The 26,073-nt window shown below is 62.3% G+C and carries 26 protein-coding genes and 2 pseudogenes; 9 read left to right on the forward strand and 19 right to left on the reverse strand.

Translation table 11 applies throughout. The annotated features are described in order from the left end of the window. Positions 1–4: 4 nt before the first annotated feature. The 3 genes from cueR to IFT59_RS11115 form a co-directional block, all read right to left on the reverse strand. Positions 5–415 carry a Cu(I)-responsive transcriptional regulator gene (cueR, locus tag IFT59_RS11105; protein ID WP_062453472.1) on the reverse strand — a complete coding sequence of 137 codons (411 nt, stop codon included), beginning with the start codon at positions 413–415 and terminating at the stop codon, positions 5–7. Next, positions 412–2,886 (reverse strand): heavy metal translocating P-type ATPase, encoded by a 2,475-nt coding sequence (locus tag IFT59_RS11110; protein WP_192086838.1) that lies wholly within the window; start codon positions 2,884–2,886, stop codon positions 412–414. The genes cueR and IFT59_RS11110 overlap by 4 nt, the downstream gene beginning before the upstream one ends. Before the next feature lie 96 nt (positions 2,887–2,982). Next, positions 2,983–3,453: a YcgN family cysteine cluster protein gene (locus IFT59_RS11115; protein WP_192086839.1), complete on the reverse strand. Its 471-nt coding sequence runs from the start codon at positions 3,451–3,453 to the stop codon at positions 2,983–2,985. 162 nt (positions 3,454–3,615) lie between these two features. Between IFT59_RS11115 and IFT59_RS11120 the strand changes: the two are divergent. Then, positions 3,616–5,823 (forward strand): annotated as a pseudogene (locus IFT59_RS11120) (transglycosylase domain-containing protein); the annotation flags it as partial. A 197-nt stretch (positions 5,824–6,020) separates the two neighbouring features. Here IFT59_RS11120 and IFT59_RS11125 read toward each other — a convergent pair. Continuing rightward, positions 6,021–6,341 carry a HigA family addiction module antitoxin gene (locus tag IFT59_RS11125; RefSeq protein WP_062453475.1) on the reverse strand — a complete coding sequence of 107 codons (321 nt, stop codon included), beginning with the start codon at positions 6,339–6,341 and terminating at the stop codon, positions 6,021–6,023. Between the two features lie 196 nt (positions 6,342–6,537). Between IFT59_RS11125 and IFT59_RS11130 the strand changes: the two genes are divergently transcribed. Both IFT59_RS11130 and IFT59_RS11135 read left to right on the forward strand, forming a co-directional pair. Next, on the forward strand, positions 6,538–7,122 hold the full coding sequence (locus IFT59_RS11130; protein ID WP_192086841.1) for a DUF1214 domain-containing protein: 585 nt from the start codon (positions 6,538–6,540) through the stop codon (positions 7,120–7,122). Further along, entirely contained in the window at positions 7,119–7,700 is a 582-nt protein-coding gene (locus tag IFT59_RS11135) for a DUF1254 domain-containing protein (RefSeq protein ID WP_192086842.1), read from the forward strand. Before IFT59_RS11130 ends, IFT59_RS11135 begins: the two co-directional genes overlap by 4 nt. A 17-nt stretch (positions 7,701–7,717) precedes the next feature. Here the strand turns inward: IFT59_RS11135 and IFT59_RS11140 are convergent, their stop codons facing one another. Next, positions 7,718–7,891 (reverse strand): hypothetical protein, encoded by a 174-nt coding sequence (locus IFT59_RS11140; RefSeq protein WP_184654775.1) that lies wholly within the window; start codon positions 7,889–7,891, stop codon positions 7,718–7,720. Positions 7,892–8,546: 655 nt separating this feature from the next. On the opposite strand from IFT59_RS11140, the gene IFT59_RS11145 reads away from it, so the two are divergent. Continuing rightward, complete coding sequence (locus IFT59_RS11145; protein WP_192086843.1) at positions 8,547–9,638, forward strand: DUF2336 domain-containing protein; 1,092 nt, start codon at positions 8,547–8,549, stop codon at positions 9,636–9,638. Positions 9,639–9,641: 3 nt separating this feature from the next. On the opposite strand, the gene IFT59_RS11150 is transcribed toward IFT59_RS11145, so the two are convergent. After that, the gene (locus IFT59_RS11150) at positions 9,642–9,992 is read right to left on the reverse strand and encodes a DUF1491 family protein (RefSeq protein ID WP_092661659.1); all 351 of its coding nucleotides are present in this window, start codon (positions 9,990–9,992) and stop codon (positions 9,642–9,644) included. A gap of 146 nt (positions 9,993–10,138) precedes the next feature. Here IFT59_RS11150 and IFT59_RS11155 point away from each other — a divergent pair, with 146 nt between their 5' ends. Then, positions 10,139–10,300 carry a Thivi_2564 family membrane protein gene (locus tag IFT59_RS11155; RefSeq protein WP_092662461.1) on the forward strand — a complete coding sequence of 54 codons (162 nt, stop codon included), beginning with the start codon at positions 10,139–10,141 and terminating at the stop codon, positions 10,298–10,300. 31 nt (positions 10,301–10,331) lie between these two features. Here the strand turns inward: IFT59_RS11155 and IFT59_RS11160 are convergent, their stop codons facing one another. After that, positions 10,332–11,513, reverse strand: a complete 1,182-nt coding sequence (locus IFT59_RS11160) for a peptidoglycan-binding domain-containing protein (RefSeq protein ID WP_192086844.1) — start codon at positions 11,511–11,513, stop codon at positions 10,332–10,334. Continuing rightward, positions 11,485–13,092 carry a sensor histidine kinase gene (locus IFT59_RS11165; protein WP_192086845.1) on the reverse strand — a complete coding sequence of 536 codons (1,608 nt, stop codon included), beginning with the start codon at positions 13,090–13,092 and terminating at the stop codon, positions 11,485–11,487. Before IFT59_RS11165 ends, IFT59_RS11160 begins: the two co-directional genes overlap by 29 nt. A gap of 456 nt (positions 13,093–13,548) precedes the next feature. On the opposite strand from IFT59_RS11165, the gene IFT59_RS11170 reads away from it, so the two are divergent. From IFT59_RS11170 to IFT59_RS11180, 3 genes are all read left to right on the forward strand, one after another. After that, complete coding sequence (locus tag IFT59_RS11170; protein ID WP_092661655.1) at positions 13,549–13,986, forward strand: DUF5330 domain-containing protein; 438 nt, start codon at positions 13,549–13,551, stop codon at positions 13,984–13,986. Between the two features lie 182 nt (positions 13,987–14,168). Further along, complete coding sequence (locus IFT59_RS11175) at positions 14,169–14,591, forward strand: SufE family protein (protein WP_062453480.1); 423 nt, start codon at positions 14,169–14,171, stop codon at positions 14,589–14,591. Between the two features lie 134 nt (positions 14,592–14,725). Beyond that, positions 14,726–15,742, forward strand: a complete 1,017-nt coding sequence (locus tag IFT59_RS11180) for an acyltransferase family protein (protein ID WP_192086846.1) — start codon at positions 14,726–14,728, stop codon at positions 15,740–15,742. A gap of 5 nt (positions 15,743–15,747) precedes the next feature. Here IFT59_RS11180 and IFT59_RS11185 read toward each other — a convergent pair whose 3' ends face one another. The 10 genes and pseudogenes from IFT59_RS11185 to IFT59_RS11230 all read right to left on the reverse strand — a co-directional run bounded on the left by IFT59_RS11185 (position 15,748) and on the right by IFT59_RS11230 (position 24,483). Then, entirely contained in the window at positions 15,748–16,515 is a 768-nt protein-coding gene (locus tag IFT59_RS11185; protein WP_192086847.1) for a DUF6456 domain-containing protein, read from the reverse strand. A gap of 22 nt (positions 16,516–16,537) precedes the next feature. Next, positions 16,538–16,978 (reverse strand): helix-turn-helix domain-containing protein, encoded by a 441-nt coding sequence (locus IFT59_RS23100; protein ID WP_082476152.1) that lies wholly within the window; start codon positions 16,976–16,978, stop codon positions 16,538–16,540. Positions 16,979–17,187: 209 nt separating this feature from the next. Then, complete coding sequence (locus IFT59_RS11195; protein WP_062453483.1) at positions 17,188–17,619, reverse strand: MucR family transcriptional regulator; 432 nt, start codon at positions 17,617–17,619, stop codon at positions 17,188–17,190. Positions 17,620–18,033: 414 nt separating this feature from the next. Next, complete coding sequence (gene mnhG / locus IFT59_RS11200) at positions 18,034–18,378, reverse strand: monovalent cation/H(+) antiporter subunit G (RefSeq protein WP_175487268.1); 345 nt, start codon at positions 18,376–18,378, stop codon at positions 18,034–18,036. Further along, entirely contained in the window at positions 18,375–18,668 is a 294-nt protein-coding gene (locus tag IFT59_RS11205) for a cation:proton antiporter (RefSeq protein ID WP_425503217.1), read from the reverse strand. The genes mnhG and IFT59_RS11205 overlap by 4 nt, the downstream gene beginning before the upstream one ends. A 56-nt stretch (positions 18,669–18,724) precedes the next feature. Next, a complete protein-coding gene (locus IFT59_RS11210; RefSeq protein ID WP_062453485.1) occupies positions 18,725–19,198 on the reverse strand; it encodes a Na+/H+ antiporter subunit E in 474 nt (157 codons plus the stop codon). After that, a complete protein-coding gene (locus IFT59_RS11215) occupies positions 19,195–20,811 on the reverse strand; it encodes a Na+/H+ antiporter subunit D (RefSeq protein ID WP_174195844.1) in 1,617 nt (538 codons plus the stop codon). The genes IFT59_RS11210 and IFT59_RS11215 overlap by 4 nt, the downstream gene beginning before the upstream one ends. A 9-nt stretch (positions 20,812–20,820) precedes the next feature. Next, positions 20,821–21,198: a Na+/H+ antiporter subunit C gene (locus IFT59_RS11220; RefSeq protein WP_062453487.1), complete on the reverse strand. Its 378-nt coding sequence runs from the start codon at positions 21,196–21,198 to the stop codon at positions 20,821–20,823. Between the two features lie 134 nt (positions 21,199–21,332). Then, positions 21,333–21,740: pseudogene (locus IFT59_RS11225) on the reverse strand (Na+/H+ antiporter subunit B); the annotation flags it as partial. Positions 21,741–22,035: 295 nt separating this feature from the next. Continuing rightward, a complete protein-coding gene (locus tag IFT59_RS11230) occupies positions 22,036–24,483 on the reverse strand; it encodes a putative monovalent cation/H+ antiporter subunit A (protein WP_192086848.1) in 2,448 nt (815 codons plus the stop codon). Positions 24,484–24,656: 173 nt separating this feature from the next. Here IFT59_RS11230 and msrB point away from each other — a divergent pair, with 173 nt between their 5' ends. Further along, a complete protein-coding gene (gene msrB, locus IFT59_RS11235) occupies positions 24,657–25,067 on the forward strand; it encodes a peptide-methionine (R)-S-oxide reductase MsrB (RefSeq protein WP_062454782.1) in 411 nt (136 codons plus the stop codon). 76 nt (positions 25,068–25,143) lie between these two features. On the opposite strand, the gene IFT59_RS11240 is transcribed toward msrB, so the two are convergent. After that, a complete protein-coding gene (locus IFT59_RS11240; RefSeq protein WP_192086849.1) occupies positions 25,144–26,028 on the reverse strand; it encodes an aldose 1-epimerase family protein in 885 nt (294 codons plus the stop codon). Positions 26,029–26,073 lie beyond the last annotated feature (45 nt).

Here is a 26,073-nt window from a genome sequence, read left to right on the forward strand (position 1 = left end):
TTCTTCAATCTGTATGCGCCGGTGACGCGGAACCGGCAAGGTCGTCGAGGATCGGGCAGTCGGGACGGTCGTTTCCACCGCAGCAATGGGCAAGGTGCTTCAATGTCTTGACCATGCCCTGCATCTCCGCGATGCGCCGCTCCAGATCGTCGATATGGGTGGTGGCGATGTCCTTGACGGCGGCGCTCTCGCGGCTGCGGTCCTGCCACAGTTTGAGTAGCGCCTGCGTTTCCTCCAGCGAAAACCCCAGCGAGCGGGCCCGCTTGATGAAGCGCAGCACATGCACCTGATCGCCGCCATAGGTGCGGTAATTGTTGCCGGTGCGGGCGGCCGGCGTAATCAGGCCGATCTCCTCGTAATAGCGGATCATCTTGGCCGAAACGCCGGATGCCTGTGCGGCCTCGCCGATATTCACGCTTTCTCTCCCAGTGCGACGGTTTTCAATCGCAGCGCATTGCCAAGCACGAACGTGCTCGACAGCGCCATGGCGGCAGCGCCCAGCATCGGCGAAAGCGTCAATCCGAGCAAGGGATAGAACAGACCGGCGGCGAGCGGTATCAGCGCCACGTTATAGCCGAACGCCCAGAACAGGTTCTGCTTGATATTGCGCATCGTTTCCCGGCTGATGGCAATCGCCGACACCACGCCGGTCAGATCGCCGCCGACCAGCACCACATCGGCGCTCTCGATCGCCACATCCGTACCGGTGCCGATGGCAATGCCGACATCCGCATGCGCCAGCGCCGGCGCATCGTTGATGCCGTCGCCGACAAAGGCGATCCGGCGTGCCCGGGGTGAAGTCGCCTGTGGCGAGGACACGGCGGCGGAACCGCTCCCCTTCCGCAGGTCATCCAGCGCCTTCACCTTGCCCTCGGGCAGAACCTCGGCAACGACCGTATCGATCCCCACCTGGGCGGCAATCGCTTGTGCGGTGCGACGGTTGTCGCCGGTCACCATGGCAACCTCGATGCCCATCGCCCGCAGCGCCTTGATGGCCTGAACGCTCGACGGCTTCAGCGGATCGGCAACGGCAATCACAGCCACCAGACGACCGTCTATCGCCGTATAGAGCGGCGACTTGCCCTCGCCGGCCAACCGGGCGGCCGTCTGTTCCAGGGGTGCGACCGAAACGCCGAGCTTGTCCATGAACCTGTCGGCGCCGACCGAAACGTCCCGGCCATCGACGCGGGCACTGATGCCGTAGCCGGTGACGGAGCGGAAATCCTCGGTCTCGGCCAAGACCAGACCCTTCGCCTCCGCCGCCTTGACGATCGCATCCGCAATCGGGTGTTCGGAGCGACGCTCCACGGCAGCGGTGAGGCGCAGAACCTCGTCTTCCGAAAACCCGTCCACGACATCCAGATCCGTCAGCTGCGGCCGTCCCATCGTCACTGTGCCCGTCTTGTCGAACACGACGAGATCCACATCCGACAGCGCCTGCAGCGCATCGCCCTTGCGGAAGAGCACGCCGATGCCCGCCGCCCTGCCCGCGCCGACGACGATCGAGACCGGGACGGCGAGACCCATGGCGCAGGGGCAGGCAATGATCAGCACCGCCACCGCGGCCACCAGCGCATGCGACAGCCGCGGCTCCGGTCCGACCAGGAACCAGACGACAAATGTAACGACCGCCAGAAGCATCACGGCCGGCACGAACCACGCAGTCACCTTGTCCACCAGCGTCTGGATCGGCAGTTTGGCGCCCTGCGCCTGTTCCACCAGCCGGATGATGCCGGCAAGCGCCGTATCGCGGCCGACCTTTTCGGCGCGGAAACGGAAGGAGCCGGTGCGGTTGACCGTTCCGGCGGTGACGGACGCGCCCGCCATCTTCTCGACCGGCAGCGGCTCACCTGTGATCATCGATTCATCAACATTCGATTGCCCGTCGATGACGGTGCCATCGACCGGCAGACGTTCGCCGGGACGGATGACGACGATATCGCCGACCACGACCTCGCCTGCGGGAATATCGACGACCGCCCCGCTCCGTTCGACCCGCGCGGTTTTCGCCTGCAGACCGGCCAGTTTCTCGATTGCCTCGCCGGTGCGGCCTGTGGCACGCGCCTCCAGCAGGCGGCCGAACAGGATCAGCGTCACGATGACGGCGGCCGCTTCATAATAGACAAAACGCGCGCTTTCCGGCAGCAGTCCCGGCGCGAATGTCGCAAACACCGAATAGCCATAGGCGGCAAGAACGCCCACTGCGACCAGCGAATTCATCTCCGGATGGCCCCGCAACAGGGCCGGCAGACCAAGCTTCAGGAACCGCAGACCCGGTCCGAAAATCACCACCGTTGCCAGCACGAAGTAGAGGTAGTGGAGGTTCTGCGTGTCGATGACTCCCATCAGCCAGTGATGGAACGGCGCGTAGACGTGGCCCGTCATCTCCAGCACGAACAGCGGCAACGTCAGCATTGCCGCAATGGCGAGATCACGCTTCAGGACACCGGCTTCACCGCCATGCATGTGGGCGTGGTCGTGGGCGGCGTTTTCATGCGTTGGATGCGGATCCTCGGCTTGAGAATGGGCGGCTCGAGTATGATCAGCATGGGTATGACCAGCCTGCGCGCTCGTCTCCGCAGGCTTCAACGCCGGGTGACGATCAGAGCCCGCGTCAAAACCCGCTTCCCGCAGCGCAAGAGCCATCGCGCCGTCGGGGATCTCGTAGCCCATCTTGCGGACAGCCGCCTCCAGCGTCTCCGGATCAAACCCCACACCCGTCTCGACCGTGAGCTTCTTCGTTGCAAAGTTGACAGCGCTTTTCTCGACGCCCGCCACTTTTGCAGCCGCGGTTTCCACCCGGCGCACGCAGGAGGCACAGGTCATGCCCTCGACGGGCACGGTGATCGGTTCGGAGCGATGGATGGGGCGAATAATCTGGTTCATGGGTCGCGATCCTCTTCGCAACCGCATGTAGGGCTTCCCATCATGGGAAGGTCAAGGGCCGGGCCGTTTTTTCGCGAGGGTTGTTCTTCGCGTCTTCTACCTGGCGCCTGGTGTTTCGCCGACATGCAGGGGCCAGTCGATCAGATAATTCTCGAAATCCTCGACATCGACCTCTTCTTCGCTGATCGTGCGGCCTCGGGCCGAGATGCCGGCCTGGTGAACCGTTTCCGGATCGCCTGAGATCAGCGGGTGCCACCAGTAGAGATCGTGGCCGTCGCGCACCAGGCGGTAGCCGCAGGTCGGCGGCAGCCAGGGGATTTCGTCCACCTGGGCCGGCGTGAGCTGGATGCATTCCGGAACGGTCGCCTGGCGGTTGGGATAGTCCTTGCACTGGCAGCTCGTGCCGTCGAGAAGCCGGCAGGCAACCGAGGTGAAAGCCACCTCGCCCGTGTCGTAATCCTCGAGCTTGTTGAGACAGCAGAGCCCGCAGCCATCGCACAGGCTTTCCCACTCCTGCTGGGACAGATCCTCAAGCGTCTTGGTTTTCCAGAATGCGTCTTCCATCATCATATCTGTCGCGGATGGGGACCAATTTTCCCCTGCCGCCTTTACCCTGTTGCGGATTCTCTATCGCGCATAAACCTTTTGTCAGCTAATGCTGAATAACGGTGAGACGCTCATGCCTTTGATCCCTCCGGGGGGTCGGCGTCAAGCGTTTCTCATCGGGCGATGGGGGAAATGGGGCAGGAACTTCCAGTGCAGGACCATCCGAAATCACCGGTTAAGCAAGAGCGCTCCGGCTCCTCGCGCAAGAAGCGCCACATCCTCCTGCGGATCGACAGCTGGATCGATTCCACTGTCTGGAACCTCGGTTTCCGGGCCGGCGAAGTCTGGGAAGAGATCACCATCTTCTTCCGGCGGTTCCGCGTTACAGGCTTGAAAAAGCTTGGTTTCGAGCTTGCCGGCGAGGCTATGACGCTCGGCACGGTCGGTTGCGTTGCGCTTCTGGCGCTTGCCCAGCCAGCCTTTGAAGAAACCAAGGAAGACTGGCGCAACCGGGGCGATTTCGCCGTTACCTTTCTTGATCGCTACGGCAACGTCATCGGCCATCGCGGCATCATCCATGAAGGCTCGGTTCCGATCGAGCAACTGCCCGACCACCTGATCAAGGCGGTGCTGGCGACCGAGGACCGCCGCTTCTTCGATCACTACGGGATCGACTTCATCGGCCTCGGCCGCGCGCTTTCCGAAAACGCCAAGGCCGGCGGCGTCGTCCAGGGCGGATCGACGCTCACCCAGCAGCTGGCGAAGAACCTGTTCCTCACCAACGAACGGTCGATCGAGCGCAAAATCAAGGAAGCGTTTCTGGCCATGTGGCTGGAGGCGAACCTTTCGAAGAAAGAGATCCTGTCGCTCTATCTCGACCGCGCCTATATGGGCGGCGGCACGTTCGGGGCAGCCGCGGCAAGCCAATTCTATTTTGGCAAGAACATTACCGAAGTCAGCCTTGCGGAAAGCGCGATGCTGGCCGGCCTGTTCAAGGCACCGGCGAAATATGCGCCGCATGTGAACCTCCCGGCTGCGCGCGCCCGCGCCAATGACGTTCTGTCCAACCTTGTACAGTCAGGCCTGATGTCGGAGGGCCAGGTGATCGCGGCCCGCCGCACGCCGGCAACCGCGATCGACCGCGCCGAGGTCAAGTCGCCAGACTATTTCCTTGACTGGGCCTTCGACGAGGTGCAGCGGCTGGCCAAGGCCGGCAAGATCCGCGAGCATTCGATGGTGGTCAGGACCACGATCGACATGGGCCTGCAGCAGGCAGCCGATGCGGCGATGGAAACCAGCCTTCGCGAATACGGCGACAGCTTCAAGGTGAAGCAGGGCGCCATGGTGATGATCGAAAACGGCGGCGGCGTGCGCGCCATGGTCGGCGGCCGCGACTATGGCGAGAGCCAGTTCAACCGTGCCACCAAGGCGCTGAGACAACCGGGCTCGTCATTCAAGCTCTATACCTACTCCGCCGCGATGGAGCACGGCTACAAGCCGGAATCGGTGATTTCAGACGCGCCGATCACCTGGCGGGGCTGGTCGCCGCAGAATTACGGTCGCTCCTACAAGGGCAAGGTCACCCTGATGAGCGCCATGCAGCAATCGCTCAACACGGTGCCTGTCCGGCTTGCCAAGGATGTGCTCGGCACCGACGTCATCGTCAACACCGCAAAGGCTTTTGGTGTCGAGACGCCGCTCAGAAGCGACAAGACGATCCCGCTCGGAACGTCCGAGGTAACGGTACTCGACCAGGCCACCGCCTATGCGGTGATGCCGGCCGGCGGCGTGCAATCGCATCGCCACGGAATCGAGCAGGTTCTGGGCTACGGCGGCAACATTCTCTACGATTTCGGCCGCGACGAGGTGCCGGCGAAGCGGGTTCTGTCCGAACAGGCGACCTCATCGATGAACCGCATCCTGACGACGATCCCCTATCAGGGCACGGCGCGGCGCGCGGCACTCGATGGTGGCATCGTCACCGGCGGCAAGACCGGCACGTCGCAGAGCTATCGCGACGCCTGGTTTATCGGCTTTACCGGCAATTACACGACGGCGGTGTGGTTCGGGAACGACGACTTCACCTCGATGAACAACATGACCGGCGGCTCGCTTCCGGCGATGACCTTCAAGGTGCTGATGGACTACGCCCATCAGGGGATCGAGCTGAAACCCATTCCCGGCATCGAAAACCCACTGCCGAACGGCGACCACAAGAGCGACAAGAAGAGCCAGGAAATTGCGAAAGCGAAGGAAGGCGAGAACGCCCTGCCGCCGCTGCAGAGACCGCGCTCGCTTTCGGCCGAAGCCACCAGAACGCTCAAGCAGATCGGCAAGGCGCTGTCCGAGGCTCCACCGCTTACAGCGGGCGGCCCCAAGGTCGCCGATGCCGGCAAGCCAGCTGTCGACGGACAGGCAACCTCTGTTCAGGGTGACAAGGTCCAGGGCGCCGCTACCCAAAGCGACAAGGCGTCGGTGCCGGAAGCCGGTCCCGTGACGGGCTCGATATCGACCCGGCATCAGCCGAAACAGTCGACGGCAAAGGTGACGCCGATCAATCTGGAAGTGCGGCGCTAGGTGGGTTGGCCTCAGACAGCGCGCGGGGTGATCCGCTCGAGATCATCTCCGAGTTCGCGGCGGCGGCGAAGAAGCTCGTAATCAGCCTGCAGGCCGAGAAAGACGCCTTCCGACATGCCGAAATAGCGTGCCAGACGGAGATCCGTATCGGCTGTGATCGCGCGCTTGCCAAGCACGATCTCGTTGATGCGCCGGGGTGGAACGCCGACGGCACAGGCAAGCCCGTTCTGGCTAAGCTGCATCGGCTTTAAGAAATCCTCCAGAAGAATCTCGCCGGGATGCGGGTTCGGCAGCCATTCAGCATCAGCCTTGGTAATTGACGATTTCGACATGCTCGGGCCTCCATCAGTTCAGACGAAATCTATTCACTATTTCCGTTCGATGGGGATCGTTACTTCCATCTCGACACTGCAGGCCGGGCCGGATCGATCGGCATAGATTTCAATATGCCGCGCGAGGCCCTTCCCCCTTCCCGCCAAACAATGCTAACCCTTCGCGAACGCTCCAAAAAGACACAAAGCCAATCCCGTGTTCCGTATCCCCTTCCTCATCGCCGTTGCACTTGCCATCGCATTCGGCGGCGGGATCTGGTCGACCCGGCTGGCGCTTGATGCGACGACCGGGTTCGGGGCGCTCCGGATCGGGCCTTGGGAGGCGTTTCCGCAGGCGCAGACGGCCGATGCAGACCCTTATGCCAAATCGCACCGGGCCAATGCCGGCAAGCTTCTCTACGCCAGTGCCGAAGGCCTGACCTTTACCGCGACGACCGACATGACAGGCGAGCGGCTTGTGGCAAGCTGCTCCTACAGGATCCGGGGTCACACGCCGCACGCACGGTTCTGGACGCTGTTTGCGCAGGCGCCCGGGGCTGCTGCACCCTCGCTGTCGTCGGATTTGCCGCAGGCGCTCAATTCGCGCATCACGCTGCGCCAGCCGAATGGCGAGTTCGAGATCACCGCATCGCCGACGGCCAAGTCCGGCAACTGGCTGGCTCTCACACAAAGCGGGGACTTCAGGCTCGTCCTCACCCTGTTCGACACGCCGACCGCGGGCAGTTCCGGACTGATCGACCTTGCCATGCCGCTCATTGAAAAGATCGGATGCGGCCCATGATCCGGCGGTTTTTCACAGGTCTGGCGTTTGCTGTCGCGGCAGGACTGGTCGGGGCAGCACTGCTGCATTTGATCATCGTGCTGGCACTGCCGCATTTTTCGGAAAACGATGCCTATACGCGGGTGCTGAAGGAAGGCGAAACGCAACGGTTCTACCGACTGACCGAAACGGCGGACCGGGCCGGTCTTTCCAAGGACGATCCCTTCGTGGAGACCGCGGTCTGCGGTTTCGACGTGTCGGAAGGCCCGGTCAGGCTGACGGCTGAAAATACCGGCCTGCCGTTCTGGTCGCTCGGGATCTATGACGGGGCGTCCAACGAGGTGTTCAGCATCAACGACCGAACGTCGCCGGGCGGCATGCTGGATGTAGCGATCGCGACGCCGACGCAGATGACGATGCTGCGCAAAAGCCTGCCCACCGGGATCAGCCAGTCGATCCTTGTCGAGAGCCAGTCGGGCGAAGGCTATGCAGTGCTGCGGGCGCTGACGCCGCAGGCGAGTTTTTCTGAGGCAGCCACACAGTTTCTGAAGGACGCGGATTGTGGCGCGTTCCAGTGGCGCGGCAGAAGCCGCTTCTAGGTCCGTTTCGTACCGGCCTACTCGGCGCGGACGGCGTGGTTTTCGGCCTTGCGGTCCATCCGGTCGTCGAAACGCTCGTAGCGCACGCCGGTAAACAGCACCACTTCGCCGGGATCGGCCTCGCCGATGCGGATCTGCGGCCTGCGGCCATGCTGGTCACGCCATTTGTTCAGTATCACGATCTCTGCCATGCTCGTCTCCGTGACTTTACGAATTCGAGACGGATGAAGACGAAGATATCTCACCCTGCCCTTTCGGGGCTGACGCGACCTGCCTGATACGGCAGGAACATCCGCGTCCTTCTCGTCAGAGCGCCCAATCGCGGCGCAGCGACATTACCTTAGAAAAGCGACCTCACGGTCGTTATGCGAGCCTTCGGGCCATCTACCCAGTTTTACGGGCTTTCAGGGTGCCCAGACGCTTATCAAACCGGATGCTACGGCCCGGTTACAGACCAATACAGCCAGACGTGGATTAACAGTGAGTTAATTCTAATATGGCAGTTGATATCGACGTATGCTGGTATCAGGCTGATGAACGCCAAAACGGCATCTTTGTTCACCGCGTCATTCAAACTTCACAGTCTTCGAACGGCACAATTTTGTCGTTTTCGAACCGTCATCGGTGCGCCAAAACGAGCCGCTTTCACTGACCGTTAACCCTCAAAGCGTTAGCATCTGGTAAACCAAGGCGAAACCGACGGGTGCGGCGCGAGAGACAGCTGCATCCGGCGGAATATGCTCCGGGGAGTTCCCCAGGCACAGGTAGATGAGATGCACCGGGGCGCGTGTTTACCCCGGCGGCATCACGCGTTTCGGACATGTATTGCGTAGATGAGAGTTGCCCGTGACCAACGAGTTTCGAGACCTTGAGAGGCCACAAGCCATGCGAAAAAAGGATGTGGTGTTGATGGCCACCGTCACGAGCTTCGAAAGCCTGTCGCGTCCTTCCCGCTCCGAACTGAGACAGTTCGCCGAGCTGTTCGCACCGCTGTTTGCCGCCTCTTCGGAAGAAGCCCGCCGCGATGCGGTGGCAGCCCTTTCGCAATCACCCGCCATTCCGCCGGCCGTCGCCTTTTTCATCGGAAGCCAGCCGATCGCGGTCGCCGCACCCTTCCTGATTGCCTCGCCCTGCCTTTCCAACGATGCGCTGATCACCATCGCCCGCAGCCAGGGCGTCAACCACGCCCGCGCGATCGCCAAGCGCGAAAGCCTGTCGCCGATCGTCATCGATGCGCTGGTCGGCATGCGCTATGATACGATCGCAAGGCCGATCACCGAACGGCGCGAGCTTCCCGCTGCCGCGATCGAGGCCATGTCGACCGTGGTCGAACCCCCGGCAGACACGCCGGTCGAAACCGCCAAGGCCGAAGACGACTTTCTGCTGCCCGAGGAAGCCCGGGCTGCGCGCGAAGAGGAGCTGCGCCGCCGCATCAAGCTTCTGGCCGGCCATATGGAACGCCAGAGCGACGACCGGCAGGGTCTGCGGCAGCTCAGCGAAACGCATGCCGCCCTTCTCGTCCGATTTGCCCGTGCCCGCGAGGCGACGCTGTTTGCCGGCGTTCTGGCAGACGCGCTGTCGGCCAGCCGCTGGCTGGCACAACGGATCATGCTTGATATCTCCGGCCAGCAGCTGGCGACGACGCTCAAGGGTCTGTTCATGGACGAAGCGGAAGCCGTCTTCGTCCTGGAAAGGTTCTACGGTCACCTCGCACACGAACAGCTTGACGGCACAAGCCGGGCGACGGCCATGTGGCTGGTTCTCGATATCGACGAATGCGGACGAAGGCTCGAAGCCTGGCGCCGGGCCGACGGCTATACCTATGCGGAGCGACCGGTTGCGCAACCCGTCGAGGCCCCTGCCCCCCACGCGACCGAAGAGGCCGAGCGGCCATTCCGTACATCGGCCAGCATGAGACGCGCCGGCCGCGGCCGGTAAGGCCTATCGAGCATCGGCGCTGACGACCTCGATCAGGTCGCCGATCTCGTCAACCTCGATCTCGACCACCCAGAGATCCGGATCGAAGCGCTTTTCGCGATCGATCGTCTCGCGCACCGTATCGGGCTCTGCCCGCACCAGACGCCGTTCGAACTTGCGCCCGCCATCGTCCTCGTCGTCAAAGAAGTTTTGCGGTGCCGGCGCATAAAGCGTTTCGGTGCCATCGCGAAAGCGTTGGCGGATGAAGATGGCACCAGCCTCCTCGGCACCCTTTTTCTCAACCGCTGCGTAGTCGCCCATGGCAAAGACGCGGCGGGTCAGGGCGGAGACAAATATGTGGGTTTTAAGGCGCATTACAGCGTCATAGCGGCTGCGGACGGCATCGTTAAGCGAAAATAATCAAAAGAAAGTGAGGGTAAAGGCTTGGCAACCCTTTCCTTTTGGCATCGCTGTCATATTTCCCACCCCACTACCGCATTTTTGCCAAAAAGGAGTGGGCCTTGAGCGTTCTTATCAGCATTCTGATCACCTTCCTCGTGATCGTCCTCGTACTTTATCTTGTCGCGCGCCTGCCGCTCGAAGCACGGATCAAGCAGATCATCCAGGTTATCGTGCTGATCATCGGCATCATCGCGCTGCTGAAGTATCTGGCCGTATTCTAACAACCGACCCGGCGCGCTTGCGGCTTCAGGCTTAGAGCGCGCCGATCGCCTTCAGTTTCTTCAAGACCGCTTCGCTTGGTTCACCGGTCTCCGGCAAGCGGTAATGCTTTTCGAAACGGCGTATCGCCGCCTTCGTCTGTGCACCGGCAACCCCATCCACTTCGACATCCGAATAGGCAATGTTCTGCAGCCCACGCTGGATCTGCAGCACGAGCTTCGGCGCCGGGATATCCGCCGTCATGACGGCGTTCGACTTCGCGACCGCAGGCGACGGACGCAATCCGCCAGTCGGAATATCCGCGGGCGGGATGCGGATCTGGCCCGACCGCGAACCTGCGGTTTCGGACGAGCGGATCGCCGCCGCCACCGGGTCTTCACTCTTCAGACTGATATTTTCGGCCGGCCGGTTCGCAGGCACGGTCTTCGGCTGCGCCATCGGCTTTGGCTGCACGCGGGCCGTCTCGTCAGCCGCGGGTTTTGCAACGACCGATGGCTGGGGTACGGGGACATGCACGGCAGCGCTCGAGGGCGAGCCGGTCGAGGGCTTGCGTTCCGCCTTCAGCGCCGCCAGCAGATCGCTGCCGGCCTCGCCGGATTGCGCCAGCCCCATGCGCTGCTGATACATCACGATGGCCGACTGGGTGCGCGGACCGGTAACGCCGTCATCGGCCCCGTCATAGAGACCGCGCTTCGTCAGCTCACGCTGGATTTCGGCAACCAGCTCACGATCCTCGTCGGAACCGGGGACCGGCGGTGCTGCGGTGATGAGCGTCGTGATCGGATCGACAGCGGGAGCCTGCATGGGTGCCGGCATTGGAGCCGGTTGGACAGCGGTCTGCTCGGCAGGCTGTTCGACCGGTTCGACAAGGGGCTTGGCATCGCCGGACCGTTCGATGCGGAACGTGGTGACGTCTTCTGCCGGCATGCGCTTGTAAGGCCGGTAGCCGGCGATGGCGTTCGGGTCTTTCGGATCGCGTGTGGCAAGGAAGGGCGACGGATGTCCGCCCGGCTGATACCAGAGCGCATTGGCGGCGACGAAACTGAACAGAACGACAAAGCCTGCCGCGCCCAACACAGGACGCGGATGGCGTGTCAGGACGCCGCCCACGACGCCACCAACAATTCCCCCCGTCGCGGTCACCGCGCGAAGGGCAAGCGCCGGCCGTTTTGCCGGTTTGCGCCTCTCAGGCGATTTTCGCTTTCGCGGGGCCATCGGTAAAATCCTCTTCGTCCATCATGGTCGTAAGTATTTCGGGGGCGATGTGGGCTTGCTGCCTATTCGTGACTGGCTTGTTGGATATCATGAGGCGCGGCGGAAATTCCACCCTCTCCTCACCGTCATCCACGGCTGCGCCTTCGATGCCGGACCCATCGGATGGCAGGGCGATCGTGACGACGGTCCCCTCGCCGAGACGGCTTTCGATCGTGAAGCGGCCGCCGTGCAGGGCGATCAGGCCCTTGACCAGCGACAGGCCGAGGCCCGTGCCTTCATACTGGCGGCTCAAATCGTTTTCGATCTGCGTAAACGGCTGGCCAATCGTCGCAAGCTTGTCTGCGGCGATGCCGATACCGGTATCGCTGACCGTGATCACCAGCTCGCCGGCCACAACGGTGGCATCGATCGAGACGACGCCGCCAGCCGGCGTGAACTTGATGGCGTTGCCGGCAAGGTTGATCAGGACCTGCTGCAGCGCGCGACGGTCGGCCACCACTTCGGCAAGGTTGCGGTTGGTGCGGGCTGTCAGCGTGACGCCCTTTTCGCGAGCCGAGTGATCGAGCATCGCACGGCAGGCTTCGACCGCTTCGCTGATATGGAAGGGTTCGGCGAGCAGCTCGTAACGGCCGGCCTCGATCTTCGACATGTCGAGCATGGTGGTGACGACCGACAGGAGGTGGCCGCCTGACTGGCGGATGAGGCCGACATATTCGCGCTGACGGTCATTGGCGAGCTTGCCGAAATACTCGCCGGCGAGCACATCGGAAAAGCCGAGGATCGCATTGAGCGGGGTGCGCAGCTCGTGGCTGACGGCGGCGAGGAAGCGCGACTTCGCCTCATGGGCCGACTGCGCCTCGATCGTGCGATTTTCGGCTTCGACCCGCAGGCGCTCTTCGGCACTGCGATCGAGCGCCTGGACGAAGATCTGGACCAGATCGCCTTCGCCGTCGCGGATCGCCGACATGTCGAACGACATATGCAGGAACTGCCGGCCGCCGACGGCGCTGAAGGGACGTTCGACACGGATGTCGACGATTGCGTTGCGGCCACCCTGACGCAGCGTATCGACGGCCTGAAGGAGCGCCAGACGATCGGAAACATGGACGATTTCGGCCAGCATTTCGCCAAGGCCGGCTTTCAGCTTGTCCGGGAATGCGGCGTGGTCGCGACCGCCGAGCTTCACCACCCGTCCCTGCGGATCGACTATGAGGGCGAGGCCGGGGCAGGCATGAAAGGCGATATCATCGACGGCTGGCGCGTTGGCGACCGGCCGGACGACATTGCGCGGCCATGCAAAGGCAAGCGCTGCGAGAATCAGGAAGAGCGCCGAAACGACGGTTGCGCCAAGCGGCAGAGCCAGTGCCGGCTTCATAAAGACGGAGAGAAAAGCCGGCACGGCCACGAAGGCGACGCCACCGCAAAAGGCAAGCCGGCGCAGCGACGCGACGGCCGCGGCAGAGACGGTTTCGCCCTCGCCGATGCGTCGCAGCCAACGGGATGCAGCCCCGTCAACCAGCAGAACCGCCCTCTCGGCAATGTCACTCAATACGCGCACGCAAAACCTACTCAGTCTCATATTCGAGGCTTCACAATAGGGCTCGTGCGCTTAAGGAAACTATAAAGACAGGCTTCCGCAGCCCCGTCCAGGGCCCCGTTTTCCGGCTTTGGCACACATCCACGGCTTGTTTTCTGATTGTGGTTAACAGGGCGTAAGCGTCGGAATTGGTTTGATTTTTCTTGATACATTAACCATTGGGGCAGATCCGCGGACCGACAACCCTTGGCGCGTAGGCGGGCCGCCCCATTTATGCTTAATCCGGTTTGTTAAAATTGTCCGGAAGCATCCGTCCACCCCGCCGCCCGAGCAAGGAAAGGTCGTATTTTAATCGAATTTGCCGAAAACCCGAGCGAACCCGTCAAAGCGATGTTCGCTCCCCGCGGCTAGATTAACGCCAAGACCGGAACAGGCAAGCCAGACGACTGGAGCTTAGCCGGCACGCCCGAAAACGGGCAAAACAGGTGGACCAAGACGATGTGGTTTCTGATCAAGGGAAGTGTGTTCTTCGCAGCCGTGCTGGTGGTGCTGTCCTATTTCAGTGCCGAACCGGCCTCCGATGACGCCAACATTTCGCCGCTCCAGGTGGCCGATGCGGTGTCTGCCGCAAGCGGCGCCTATCAGTATATCAGTGCGATCTGCAGCGAACGTCCCGAAGTCTGCGAAAAGGGCGCCGACACGCTTGCCGTGCTTGGTGTCCGCGCCAAGGAAGGTGCCCGTGTCGCCTACGAGCTTCTCGACAAGCAGTTCGGCGACGGCCAGCCGAAGCTTGCCATGAAGGCCGACCCAGAAGCCACCCCGATGCCATCAGGTTCGCTTTCCGACATCAGCATCGAGACCCCCCGCGGCGAGCAGGTTGCGACCGGCACGATCCCCCGCAACATTCCGGTGCCGCTCAAGCGCCCGACGCTCTGAGCGCTTCTCCAACGAAATTCAAAGCTTGCACCGGGTCTCGTGCCACGGTTCCCGGTGCCGGACTGCCTTAACTCTCATCAGCCTATTGCTGACGCCGTGAGGACCAACATCCTCACGGCGATTTTTTTGCTTTAATCGAGGCCCGGACCGCCTATATGAAGGCGCAAACGGGACCGCACGCCATGGCCAGCATCGAACAGATCATCGACGATTTTGCCTATCTCGAAGAGTGGGAGGACCGCTATCGCTATGTGATCGAACTCGGCAAGGCCATGCCCGACCTTTCCGACGACAAGAAGACTGCGGAAAACAAGGTACAGGGCTGCGCCAGCCAGGTCTGGGTCGTCAGCCACGGCAGCGATGACAGCGCCGACCCCGTGATGACGTTCGAGGGCGACAGCGATGCGCATATCGTGCGCGGGCTCGTCGCAATCGTGCTGTCGGTCTATTCCGGCAAGCATGCGTCTGAAATCGCCTCCACGGATGCGATCGAGGTGTTCGACAAGATTGGCCTTGTGGAGCATCTTTCGGCACAGCGCGCGAATGGCCTGCGCTCGATGGTCAAGCGCATCCGTCAGGAAGCGGTGATCATGCAGGCCGCCTGATCAAGACACGGATTTCCGGTATTAACCCTGTCGCACGATAGTAGTCCCGCTCACCCGGACGTGAAGGACTGCCGATCCTCGTTGTTATACTGATGCTCTACTCGCTTATTTAAAAGCAATCACAGGGCAGCAGGATGCAGGACCAGGCAAACCGTATCGCATACCTGGACGGATGGCGCGGCATCGCGATCCTGTTCGTGATCGCCGACCATTTCTCAGGCGGGCTTCTGCCCTTCGGTTCACTCGGAGTCGAACTCTTCTTCGTCTTGAGCGGACGGCTGATGGCCGATATTCTGCTCGTCCGCAAGACCGACATTCCGACCTTCTTCCAGCGTCGGTTCTCCCGCATCTATCCGGCGCTCCTGGTGTTTGCCACGGCGATGCTCGCCGTCTCCGTCGTCGGCGGGCTTGCTGGCGCGCCGCCGCATCTCCTGCTGGAGCCCTCCGCCTATCTCGCGGCGATCACCTTCACCACGAACTATTACGAGGCCTGGACCCACACGTCGTCGGTGCTGGGGCATGTCTGGTCGCTGTCGGTCGAGGAGCACTCTTACGTGCTGCTCGCCCTCCTCGTCGTCCTCGTCATCCGCAATGCGCGGGCTGCTGCCTTCGTCAGCCTGGCGATTGCGGTTGCGGCGATGGCAAACGGTGCGATCCGCACCACTCTCGCCGAACCCGGCGCCATGAGCGTCTACTGGCTGAGCGATGTGCGGATGGCCTCGATCTTTGCCTCGGTGGCGCTGTTCGTGCTCATCGACAAGGTCCGCGTTCCTGCTGCGGCACCGGTACTTGCCGCCTTGGTGGGACTGTCGCTGTGGATCCTGCCGGCGCCTGACATCGCTCGCTATACGCTCGGGACGCTGCTTCTCGCCTTTGCCATCAACACGATCGACATTGCCCCGAAGGCAGCGCTCGGCGCCCTGTCGTTCCAGCCGCTCGCCATGATCGGCATCTGGTCCTATTCGCTCTATCTGTGGAAGCAGCCCTTCTACAAGGTGGCCGAGATCGCTCCCTGGTGGGCGACGCCTATCCTTGTCGCCGCGATGTTTGTGGCAACGCTTGTGAGCTTCTACGGGGTGGAGCAGCCGGCCCGGAAATACATCAACGGCCTCAACCTGTTTCGCAGGCGCCAAGCCATAGCTGTGGTCTGACGTCGTCAGAGGATCGGCCGGTAATCGTCTGCTCCCCAACTGTGGCTGCGGCGGCGGGGATCCGGCCGCGGCGGATCGTAGTGCCGGCCGAGAGCAAGAAGTGCGGTGCGCAGCATCAGCTTGGCGGAGCGTGCCGGCCATTGCCGCTCCCGTTCGACCAGTTCCAGCCCTTTCGAAAAGCAGCAGACGTCGACGGCGACGCCCGACAGTTCCGGTCCCATCGCCTCCACGGCCGCACCAAACCGGCGTCGTGCGTCGATGGCGCTGCCGGCCACATCCGCCTGCCCGCCGCGGCCGCCATCAGCACGGCTGGACAGGCGCGGCTCCCACGAGGCGGTGATCTTGGGCTGCAGCTGACCGCGGGTGAAATCGGCAAGCAGCCGCTCACCCGCCTCGACGGCGGCTGATGGCAGGAAGGCCGACCCGTCCCTGTCCTTCAGCCTTGCGACAGTGCCGAGCGGCGATTCGGCGAGATTGCGGCGGACCGTCTGGCGTGTGCCCTCAACCACCAGCCCGACCCGTTCGATCTCGCCATGCTGAGCGGCAAACCCCTCCTCCTCCCGCTCCGCCACGGCCCGGCGCAGATAGGACCTGGCCTCAACCGACGCCGAAAGCCGGCCATCCTGCTGGACAGCAAGGCCGAGCGACACGGCCTGGTGCACGAGGTCGCGACCATGCGCCGTCTCGACATCCGAGATCGCGCCGTCGTTTTTCAAAAGCTGGCGCAGCAAGCGCACAAGACGCAGACGCTCTTTGCTCTTTTCATCCTTCATCGACCCGTCTCCTCTTTCAGCCTCAGCCCTCATCCGCTTCACCGAAGACGGAGGTGACCATCCGTTCGACGGCGGAAACGAAATCGTCAAAGGCCGGGTTGTCGCGACGGTCCTCGACCAGATGGCAGGCATGGGCGACGGTCGAGCGCTCCCGGCCGAAGCTTGCGGCGATGTCATCGACCGAGATCGACAGCGCCACGTGGCAGACATACATGGCGATCTGGCGGGAATGGGCGGCAAGCCTTCGGCGGTCGCGCCGGACCATGACCCGGTCTCCGAAGAGGAACACCATTTCCGAGACGAGCTGAAACACGATCAGGCATGTGGGTTTCGGCTTTCGACCGATTCGAAGCGTTACCCCGGAAGGCGTGGATGCGCCGGCGGCCATCCGTGCGGTGGAACGGCCGGAAACGCTGAGGCTGGGCGAAACGGGTATTGCCCCGGCGGACGGTTCGGCAGGCATGACAGCTCCTCCACTTCTAGGAATTAATTCACATACGGTAGCGGAGGAAGAGACGGATGGAAATACGAAATGCACCCTAGCGGTCGCCATCCGAGCTAAGCATCAGGAATCTAATTATGATTTTTTTCCTATCTCTAGACAACAAAAACCGGGCATGCGCCCGGTTCTCTTGATTGGCAGTGTTACTGCTGCCGTCTGTTAAAGGCTGATCAAGCCTTGGCGCGCTTGCGGCGCTGGCCGAGGCCCATTTCCTTTGCAAGACGCGAGCGGGCTTCCGCATAGGCGGGAGCGACCATCGGATAGTCGGACGGCAGGCCCCACTTTTCGCGGTATTCTTCCGGCGTCATGTTGTAATGGGTCATGAGGTGTCGCTTCAGCGACTTGAACTTCATGCCGTCTTCCAGGCAGATCAGGTAATCGTCCTCGATGGACTTCTTGATCGGGACCGGCGGCTTCGGCTTTTCAACCACGGCCACGACGGGCGTCGGCGATGCCGTGCCACTCAGTGCCGTATGAACGTCGGCAATCAGTCCTGAAAGGTCGCCGACCGGAACGACGTGGTTGCTCACATAGGCAGCCACGATATCTGCTGTCAGTTCCACCAGCAGGTCCGGGCCTTTGCCCAATGCGATTTCTGTCATTTTCGTCTCCTGTTCGTAATTCGCGGACGGTTGCGAGAGCCGACCAACACCCGCATCCTGCAGAACCACGATGGCATTCCACTGCCCGCACACTGTCCGAAGACTGAAACCTACCCCTAAGTCTCGCGCGCGAAGCCGATCATAAATACCACCGGACATTGTTTACTTCGGACAATTCCCGCATAGGCACACAATTCTGAGACGTATTGTGCGTTTTACACGAGAAATAATCCGCAAGAGAACAATTTCAGGGTTCTACTGCACCTGAATTAGCATCCGGACCCCCAAAATCCAACTGCGAAATCTAGTAATGCCGATCGAATTCTGATGGTAAAGCCGGGGGAAGACCTGATAACTGATAGTGTATCGAAAAAAGACGCCTTTATGACGGGCTTATAGCTCGAACTGCGGCCTCTATATTGATTCTTCGTGCGCTTTCATCTCATCGTGGAGCGAATGTTCGCTCATCGGATAGCCGGCGCGGCGGGCAGCGACGGCCAGAAGATGCGCCGAAACCGGGGCCGTCAGGACGAAGAACAGAAAGCCTGCAATTGCGCGGGCAAGGACCGGCAGATCCCCGGCATAGACCCCGACAGCGAGCAGCAGCAGACCCGAACCGACCGTGCCGGCCTTCGAGGCTGCGTGCATGCGGGTATAGAGATCCGGCAGCCGGTTGATGCCGATCGCGGCAATCAGCGAAAAGCAGGCGCCGGCGAGGACGAGGACGGAGACGACAAGCGCGACGACGAGATCCATCAGCGTTTCCTCCTTTGCACGCGTGTCTTGCCGGATGTCGCTGGATCTTTTGCGGCATCGGTGACGCGCGGCATGATGAAGCGGGCAAAGGCGACGGTCGACAGGAAGCCGACGAGGCCGAGCGCGATGGCGATATCGATATAGAGGTTGAAGCCGGTTCGGATGGCAATCAGCGCGATAAAGCCGATGACGATGCCGACCAGCATGTCGAGCGCAAGCACACGGTCCGGCAGCGTCGGCCCCGCCACCACCCGCCGGATGGTCAACAGGAACGCGACCGACAGGACCGCCATGGCAATCCAGGTGGAGACAGACAGGATCGTCGCGGCCAGGGACGGATCGGACACGGTCATTCGAATGCCTCCAGGATCTTGCGCTCGAAACCGTCAGCGATTTCCCGCTTGGTCGCGTCGATATCGGAGGCGTCAAGCGCGTGCACGAAGAGGAACTTGCGGTCGGCCGAGACATCCACCGACAGCGTGCCCGGCGTGAGCGTGATGAGGTTGGCAAGCAGCGTTATCTCGAAATCGCGGCTGACCGTCAACGGAAAGGCGAAAATTCCGGGTTTGACGTCTAGCCTCGGTCTCGTGACGAGGACCGCCACCTTCCAGGCCGACATTGCCAGTTCCCTGATAAACAGGACGAGGAGCGAGAGCATCCGGCCTATTCGCATCTTACGGCTGGCGCGGTCGATCTCGCCACGCACGACCCAGAGCGCGAGCGCTGCGACGGCAAAGCCGAACACAAGGTTGAGGATGGTGGCGCTGCCCGTGATCGCCACCCAGATGACGGCAAAGACGCAAGCGCGGATGAATGACGTCATCTTATGCCTCCCGACGGCAGGGCGTCCGGAAAGACCGAACGGATATAGGCGGACGGGCCGGCAAGTCCCTCGGCGGCCGATTGCGTCAGCGACAGAAGATGTTCCGGAAACAGGCCGAACCCGGCGGCCAGCAGAACGAGGGCGCACAGCGGCAGCGACAGCCGCCAGTCGCCGCGAACTGCAGTCTGTCGCTCAAGGCCGGCCGCGGATTCAGGCCCCTGCCGCCAGTAGGCGAGAAGCACGATCCGGCCAAGCGTGAGGGTGACGAGAAAGGAAGAGACGAGAATGGCGGCGGCAAGCCACCATGCGTTGATGTCCATCGCGGCTTTCAGAAGCATGATCTTCGGCCACAGACCCGACAGCGGCGGCAGGCCGGCGACGGCGAGGAACACGAGAAGCGACACCGCCGTGAAACCCGGCGACGACCGGTAGAGCCCGCCGAGCGTATGCAGCGACCAGCGGTTTGCTTGGTTTTCGTCGCCGGAAAGCAGGCTTGCGCGGCGGGCCGCCTCGCCGACCACGAGATAGAGCGCCGTCATCGCCACCATCGAATGCAGCGCATAAAAGATGGCGCCGGAAATGGCGGCCGGAGACCCGATCGCCACGCCCGCCAGCATGTTGCCGATGCCGGCGATGACAAGGTAGCCGGCAAGTTTGCGGATATCGCTCTGCGCCAGCGCACCCAGGGCACCCGTTATCAGTGTCAGAATGGCGAGTGTGGCAATGGCGGGGCTCAGCACCTCTCGCTCCACCGGCAGAAGCATGACCGTGACGCGGATCAGCGCGTAGATGCCAACCTTGGTGAGGAGCGCGCCGAACAGCGCCGACACGACGATGCGCGGCGTGTGATAGGAGGCGGGCAGCCAGAAATTGAGCGGAAAGGCCGCCGCCTTCATGGCAAAGGCAAAGGTAAACAGCGCCGTCAGCGTGACGAGCGGTGCCGTGCCCGAGAGGTCGCCGGCCTTCAGCGCAATATCGGCCATGTTGAGCGTGCCGAACAGCGAATAGAGATACCCGACCGAGATCAGGAACAGCGTCGTGGCGATCAGGTTCAGAACCGCGTATTTGAGCGCGCCATCGATCTGTTCGGGTCGTGATCCCAGGATCAGAAGGCCGAACGAGGAAATCAGCAGGACCTCGAACCAGACATAGAGGTTGAAGATATCACCGGTGAGGAAGGCACCCGAGACGCCGGCCATCAGCAGCATCAGGAAGGGATAGAAACCGTAGCGCCGTCCGGAGCCATCGATATCCCTGAGCGCGAAGATGCCGGCGGCGAGTGCCACGAGCGAGGCCGTCAGTGCCATCGTGGCACCGAACAGATCGGCCGTGAAGGCGATGCCGAACGGTGGCAGCCAGCGGCCCATGACCATCGTCACCGGGCCGTTCTCGATCACCCGCAAAAGCAGGCTTCCATTGACGAGGACGAGCAGAAGCAGCGCTGCAATGGCGATCCCGCCGTGGAGGCGGACGGACTTGCGCACCATCAGGAGAATTGCGCCGGCGCCGATCATCAGCACGACGGGCAGGATCACCAGCCAGTCGCCGAGCGGCGGCGGGGTGAGGACCAGGGCGGCTGCGAGATCAACGGGGGATGTTGCGGGGGATGCCATCAAACGTCCTCAATATCCCATCGGCGGCGATGGTTCGTCGCGGGGTTCCGCCAGTCGCATCTCGTCGGAATTGTCGCTGCCGAGATCCTGAAAAGCGCGGTAGGTGAGCACGAGGAGAAAAGCGAAGAACGAAAACGAAATCACGATAGCCGTCAGGATCAGCGCCTGCGGCAGCGGGTTGGCGGCGGTATGGGACAGCGTGTCTGCGCCCGCCGGAATGATCGCCGGGACCGAACGCGTCAGGCCGCCGGCGGTAAACAGCAGCAGGTTGACGCCATTGCCGAGCAGCACGACGCCAAGGAGAATACGGACGGTGAATTTCGACAGCATGAGATAGATCGCGGCCGAAAAGAAGAGGCCGATCAGGATCGCGAGCGGCGTTTCCATCAGCGTTTTCCTCCCGATTTGCGGCGCTTCTTCTTCGTTACCGGATCTGGCGCGCCCTCTCTTGCGGAGGCAGCCGTTTCGGCGCGCCGCGACGTCGTGCCGCGCAATGCCGGAGCGGGAAACTCAGGACCGGGTTCCTGTTCCAGCGCCAGCACGATCGAGGTGATGGCGCCGAGCACGACGAGGTAAACGCCGAGATCGAAGGATATGACCGTCGACAGCGGAATGTCCGTGCCGAACAGGCTCGGCGTGATCCACAGCCCGGTCATGAAGGGCACGCCGGCAAAGATCGACACGAGGCCCGACAGCATGGCGATCAGTAGTCCTGCCCCGGCGATTGCCATCGGATGGAAGCGCAAGGCCCGGCGCACCGCACCGGTGCCGAACGCAATCCCGTAGATCGCCAGACCCGACACCGCGATCAGACCGCCGATAAATCCGCCGCCAGGCTCGTTATGGCCGCGCAACAGAACAAAGACCGAAAAGAGCAGCGTCAGTGCAGTGACGACCGGGGCGACGGTGCGAAGAATGATGGTGTTCATGGCAGGGCCACCTGTTCGAAGCTTTCTGTCACCCGCCGCTCGTTCCTGTGGTTCAGCCTTGCCGTATTCCCGTGGCCCAGCCGTCCAGCACGACTGCGCTCCGCCCTGCCAGCGCGACGTTGCTCCACACTCCCCTCATCTCTGTGCTTGTCACAGAAATCCAGCGCACCCAAGTCCTTGGGTGCGGGAGAGGTGGTCGCGCGAGACGCGTCATTCACGGCGCAGACGCGCCGGGGCTGGGTTCCTGTGACAAGCACAGGAATGAGGGACGTTGGGGGAAGTGTCCGGGCTTTGATCATCGGCCTGGTCTCCCGGTCGATGGTTTGGCCTGCGGGGCTTTGGTGGTCGGGGCTTTGGCCGCTGTCTTTCCAATGGGGATAGCTGTCGCCGTCCGTTTCGCGCCCCCTGCCCCAAGTTCCGTCTTCGTCCCGGCCCGGACCCGGACGAGCGCCAGAACCGCGAGCCCGGTGATCATGACGACGGCGATTTCTCCCAGCGTGTCAACGCCGCGGAAGTCGACGATGATGACGTTCACGACGTTGGCGCCGTGGGCGATGACCTTGGAATAGGCGTTGAAGAAATCCGTCAGCGCGTTGTCGAACGGCGTCTCCACGGATTTGAGCAGCAGCAGCGTAAAGCCCGTGCCGCAGGCGAGCGCGATCGTGCCGTCGAACAGGCGCTGGAGGAGCGGCCGGTGATCGGACGGCGTCAGACGGAGGCGCGTCATGACCAGCGCCAGGATGACGACCGAGAGCGTTTCGACCATGAACTGGGTGAACGACAGATCCGGCGCGCCGAACAGGAGGAAGAGAACGGCGATGGCAAAGCCCTGGATGCCGAGCGCGACGATTGCCGTCAGCCGGTCGGCCGCGCGCAGGACCGCCGCAACACCGATCACGGCAATGCCGAGAAACACCCATTCGTGCAGGGCAACGGTCTGCGGGAACGCCGGCATGGCCGGGAATTCATTGAACAGGAAGGGCGGCACCAGCAGGGTAAGCGCCAAAAGGATGAAGGTGGCGGTGACATAGATTTCCAGCCGGCCGGGCTGGAGAATGCGGGTCAAGACGACTGACAGGCGGATCAGGCCTTGAACCGCATGGTCGAAACCGCGATCGGGCCCGGGACCGAGCGCATCGAACAGTCTTCGCATCAACCCGCGTGCCGTCTCCAATTGCCACAGGACCAGACCCGCAAGAATCAGTGTGAGGACCGAGAGGAGAAGCGGCAGGCCGAGATGCGGCACGGTGGAGATGTCGATGACCGTGTTTTCATGCAGCACGGCGCTTGCCATGGGTGTTGAAAAATACTGGTGCGCGGTGCCCGAGAAAACGCCCGCTAAAAGTCCGAGCAGCGCGAGAACGACGGGGCCGAGCCACAGGCCCCATGGCCCTTCATGGACGGGCCCAAGATCCGGGCGGTTTGGACCGAGAAAAGGTTTGAAACCGATCGCCAGCGCCAGCGCTCCCATCAGCGCGTTGCCGATGACGGCGAGGCAGAGAAAGAAGATCGCTCGCGGATTGCCGTCGACGAGCGCCAGATAGATCTCTTCCTTGGCGAGAAATCCGAAGAACAGCGGCAGGCCGGCCATGGAGAGGGCCGCAAGCGCTGCCGCTGCAAAGGTAACGGGCATCGCCTTGCGCAGGCCGCCGAGTTTCGAGATCTCGCGCGTGCCCGTCTCGTGGTCGATGGCGCCGGCCACCATGAACAGCGCGCCTTTGAACAGCGAATGGGCGATGAGATAAAGCACCGCGGCCTCGATCGCATGGTCGGAGCCGAACCCGGTCAGCATCACCATGAGGCCGAGCGAGGCCATCGTCGTGTAGGCGAGCATCATCTTGAGGTCGGTCTGCCTCAACCCGAGAAGCGCGCCGGAGATCAGCGTGATGCCGCCGAAGAAGGGAAGCAGGATTTCCCAGGCGGGCGTATCGCCGAGAACCGGCTGCAGCCGCATCAGGAGATAGACGCCGGCCTTTACCATGGTTGCCGAATGCAGATAGGCCGAGACGGGCGTCGGCGCCTGCATGGCGTTGGGCAGCCAGAAATGGAACGGAAACTGAGCCGATTTGGTAAAGCAGCCGGCGAGAACCAGAAGAAGAATGGCGAAATACTGCGGGCTGGCGCTGAGCGGCAGGCCCGAATGCAGAAGAAGCGACAGCTGGGTGATGCCGGTGACGTTCCAGAGGAGAACAAGGCCGGCCAGAAGCGCCAACCCGCCGCCGCCGGTGACGACCAGCGCCTGCAGCGCAGCCCTTCGTGCCTCTGCCCGGTCGTGATCGAAGCCGATCAGCAGGAAGGAGGCGATCGAGGTCAGTTCCCAATAGACGAACAGCATGAGAAAGCTGTCGGAGACGACCAATCCCAGCATGGCACCCATGAAGAACAGGATGAAGGCGAGGAAGCGGCCCTGCTGTGGGTGGCCCTTCATGTAGGCGCCGGAATACAGCACGATCAGCGTGCCGATGCCGGTGATCAGCAGCGCGAAGGTGAGCGACAGGCCGTCGAGAAACCAGGAGAAGGACAGGTTGAAACTCGGCACCCAGACATAGCCGCCCGTGGCAGATTCTCCGGCGGCAATTTCCGGAAGGAAGCTCAGGAAATGCAGGCAGGCCAAGGCGGGTGCAAGTGCGAGAACAAGCGCTGTGCGATGGCCCATCAGGCGCGAGAGCATGGGGGCAAGAAGTGCTGCAAGAAACGGCAGCATGAGTGCCGCGAAGGTCAATGCCGGCGTGGTGGCGGCCATGGTCCCCTCCCGTTGAGTATCCTCGCAAATCCCTGCCGAGCGGCAGCGCCCCACGGTTTCTAAGGGAAACCCGTCTGTCCCTCAAGCATTGACGGGCAAGAAACACGGCACCGTGACCTTTATCGACAGGCTGAACGCACCTATCTATGGCTTACAATGAAAGGATGGTTCAGATGTCCGACGTCATCACCAAGAAAGTCCAGAAGACAGATGCAGAATGGCGCGAAGAGCTGACGCCCGAGCAGTATCAGATCTTGCGCCAGGCGGGCACGGAGCGTCCCTTTACCGGGCCGTACTGGAACGCCAAGGATAAAGGCATCTACAGCTGCGCCGGTTGCGGCACGGATCTGTTCGTGTCGGATACCAAGTTCGACAGCGGCTGCGGCTGGCCGAGCTACTTTGAGGCTGTCAGCCCCGATGCGGTGACCGAACTGCGTGATACCACGCACGGCATGGTGCGCACCGAAGTCCGCTGCGCCACCTGCAACGGCCATCTCGGGCACGTCTTTCCAGACGGCCCACCGCCGACCGGCCTGCGCTACTGCATCAACGGCCACTCGATGAATTTCCGCCCGGCAGATTAATCAGCGGGACGGATGTCACCAAAGTACCGACTTGAAATTGACAGCGGCCCCATCCGGGCCGCTGTTTTCGTTTGGCTCACTCCGGCAACTCGACCGTGAACGCAAATCGCGCGGTTTGCCCGGCGGGCAGCATGACGGTGTAGGGACGCGATTCGAGATCGGCACTGGTCCCGTTCTGGGCGGCCGTTCCGTGCCAGGGCTCGATGCAGAGGAAAGGGCCGTTGAGCTTTTGCCAGAGCGCGAGGTTTGGCAGGTTGTCGAAGGAAAATTTCAGCTCCGGGCCGCCTTCCGCCGCATAGGTCAGACCCGTTCCGGCACCTTCTGCAAAGATCATTGCGTCTTCATCGAACATGTCGTGCGACAGCGTCAGCTTGCCGGACGTGAACGGCGAGGCAAGTGGGGTCGGGTCGATCAGCCCGCCGGACAGGCGCGTCATCGCCGGTTCGCCACCGTTGTCGAGCACGATCGTATGGGCCTGGCCTTCTCCACCCGGCAGCGGCCAGAGGAAGGCGGTGTGGAAACCGAGGCCGAACGGCATGGGCCGGTCGCTGCGGTTTTCCACCTCCGCCGAAATCGTGAGTTTCGAACCATCGATCGAATGGGTGACGGCGAGGCGGAAATCGAACGGGTAGACGCTGCGGGTGGTATCGGATGATGCAAGCTCGAAGCGGCAGCTGGTCTCGTCGGAGGCGGCGAGCGCGAAGGTCGAGCGGCGGGCAAAACCGTGCTGCGCCATCGGATAGGGTTTGCCTTCGATTACCACGGTATCGGAGGGCGCCTTGCCGACGATCGGGAAGAGGATCGGCGAGCGGCCGGCCCAGAAGGCGGCGTCGCCGTTCCAGAGAAAGTTGCGGCCATCCGCCGTCTTCAGCGACTGCATTTCCGCACCGAGGGGTGAGATTTCAACGGAGATACGATCGTTGGCGATGCGGGTCACGGTATCATCTGATGCAGCGGACATGCGGCTCTCCTGGCAGATTTTAGGCTTGAGGCGCAGGATTGCCTG

Origin of the sequence: Rhizobium sp. CFBP 8752 (assembly GCF_014842035.1) — a bacterium.
Classification (GTDB): domain Bacteria; phylum Pseudomonadota; class Alphaproteobacteria; order Rhizobiales; family Rhizobiaceae; genus Neorhizobium; species Neorhizobium soli.

Coding starts and splice junctions, on each gene's coding strand:
- IFT59_RS11180 (WP_192086846.1), top strand. CDS start 14,726: ATGCAGGACCAGGCAAACCGTATCGCATACCTGGACGGATGGCGCGGC.
- IFT59_RS11230 (WP_192086848.1), bottom strand. CDS start 24,483: ATGGCCGCCACCACGCCGGCATTGACCTTCGCGGCACTCATGCTGCCG.
- IFT59_RS11185 (WP_192086847.1), bottom strand. CDS start 16,515: ATGAAGGATGAAAAGAGCAAAGAGCGTCTGCGTCTTGTGCGCTTGCTG.
- IFT59_RS11175 (WP_062453480.1), top strand. CDS start 14,169: ATGGCCAGCATCGAACAGATCATCGACGATTTTGCCTATCTCGAAGAG.
- IFT59_RS11140 (WP_184654775.1), bottom strand. CDS start 7,891: ATGGCAGAGATCGTGATACTGAACAAATGGCGTGACCAGCATGGCCGC.
- IFT59_RS11170 (WP_092661655.1), top strand. CDS start 13,549: ATGTGGTTTCTGATCAAGGGAAGTGTGTTCTTCGCAGCCGTGCTGGTG.
- IFT59_RS11160 (WP_192086844.1), bottom strand. CDS start 11,513: ATGGCCCCGCGAAAGCGAAAATCGCCTGAGAGGCGCAAACCGGCAAAA.
- IFT59_RS11165 (WP_192086845.1), bottom strand. CDS start 13,092: ATGAGACTGAGTAGGTTTTGCGTGCGCGTATTGAGTGACATTGCCGAG.
- IFT59_RS11195 (WP_062453483.1), bottom strand. CDS start 17,619: ATGACAGAAATCGCATTGGGCAAAGGCCCGGACCTGCTGGTGGAACTG.
- IFT59_RS11210 (WP_062453485.1), bottom strand. CDS start 19,198: ATGACGTCATTCATCCGCGCTTGCGTCTTTGCCGTCATCTGGGTGGCG.
- IFT59_RS11220 (WP_062453487.1), bottom strand. CDS start 21,198: ATGGAAACGCCGCTCGCGATCCTGATCGGCCTCTTCTTTTCGGCCGCG.
- IFT59_RS11110 (WP_192086838.1), bottom strand. CDS start 2,886: ATGAACCAGATTATTCGCCCCATCCATCGCTCCGAACCGATCACCGTG.
- msrB (WP_062454782.1), top strand. CDS start 24,657: ATGTCCGACGTCATCACCAAGAAAGTCCAGAAGACAGATGCAGAATGG.
- IFT59_RS11205 (WP_425503217.1), bottom strand. CDS start 18,668: ATGGCGGTCCTGTCGGTCGCGTTCCTGTTGACCATCCGGCGGGTGGTG.
- IFT59_RS11115 (WP_192086839.1), bottom strand. CDS start 3,453: ATGATGGAAGACGCATTCTGGAAAACCAAGACGCTTGAGGATCTGTCC.
- IFT59_RS23100 (WP_082476152.1), bottom strand. CDS start 16,978: ATGCCTGCCGAACCGTCCGCCGGGGCAATACCCGTTTCGCCCAGCCTC.
- IFT59_RS11125 (WP_062453475.1), bottom strand. CDS start 6,341: ATGTCGAAATCGTCAATTACCAAGGCTGATGCTGAATGGCTGCCGAAC.
- IFT59_RS11240 (WP_192086849.1), bottom strand. CDS start 26,028: ATGTCCGCTGCATCAGATGATACCGTGACCCGCATCGCCAACGATCGT.
- IFT59_RS11215 (WP_174195844.1), bottom strand. CDS start 20,811: ATGGCATCCCCCGCAACATCCCCCGTTGATCTCGCAGCCGCCCTGGTC.
- IFT59_RS11135 (WP_192086842.1), top strand. CDS start 7,119: ATGATCCGGCGGTTTTTCACAGGTCTGGCGTTTGCTGTCGCGGCAGGA.
- IFT59_RS11150 (WP_092661659.1), bottom strand. CDS start 9,992: ATGCGCCTTAAAACCCACATATTTGTCTCCGCCCTGACCCGCCGCGTC.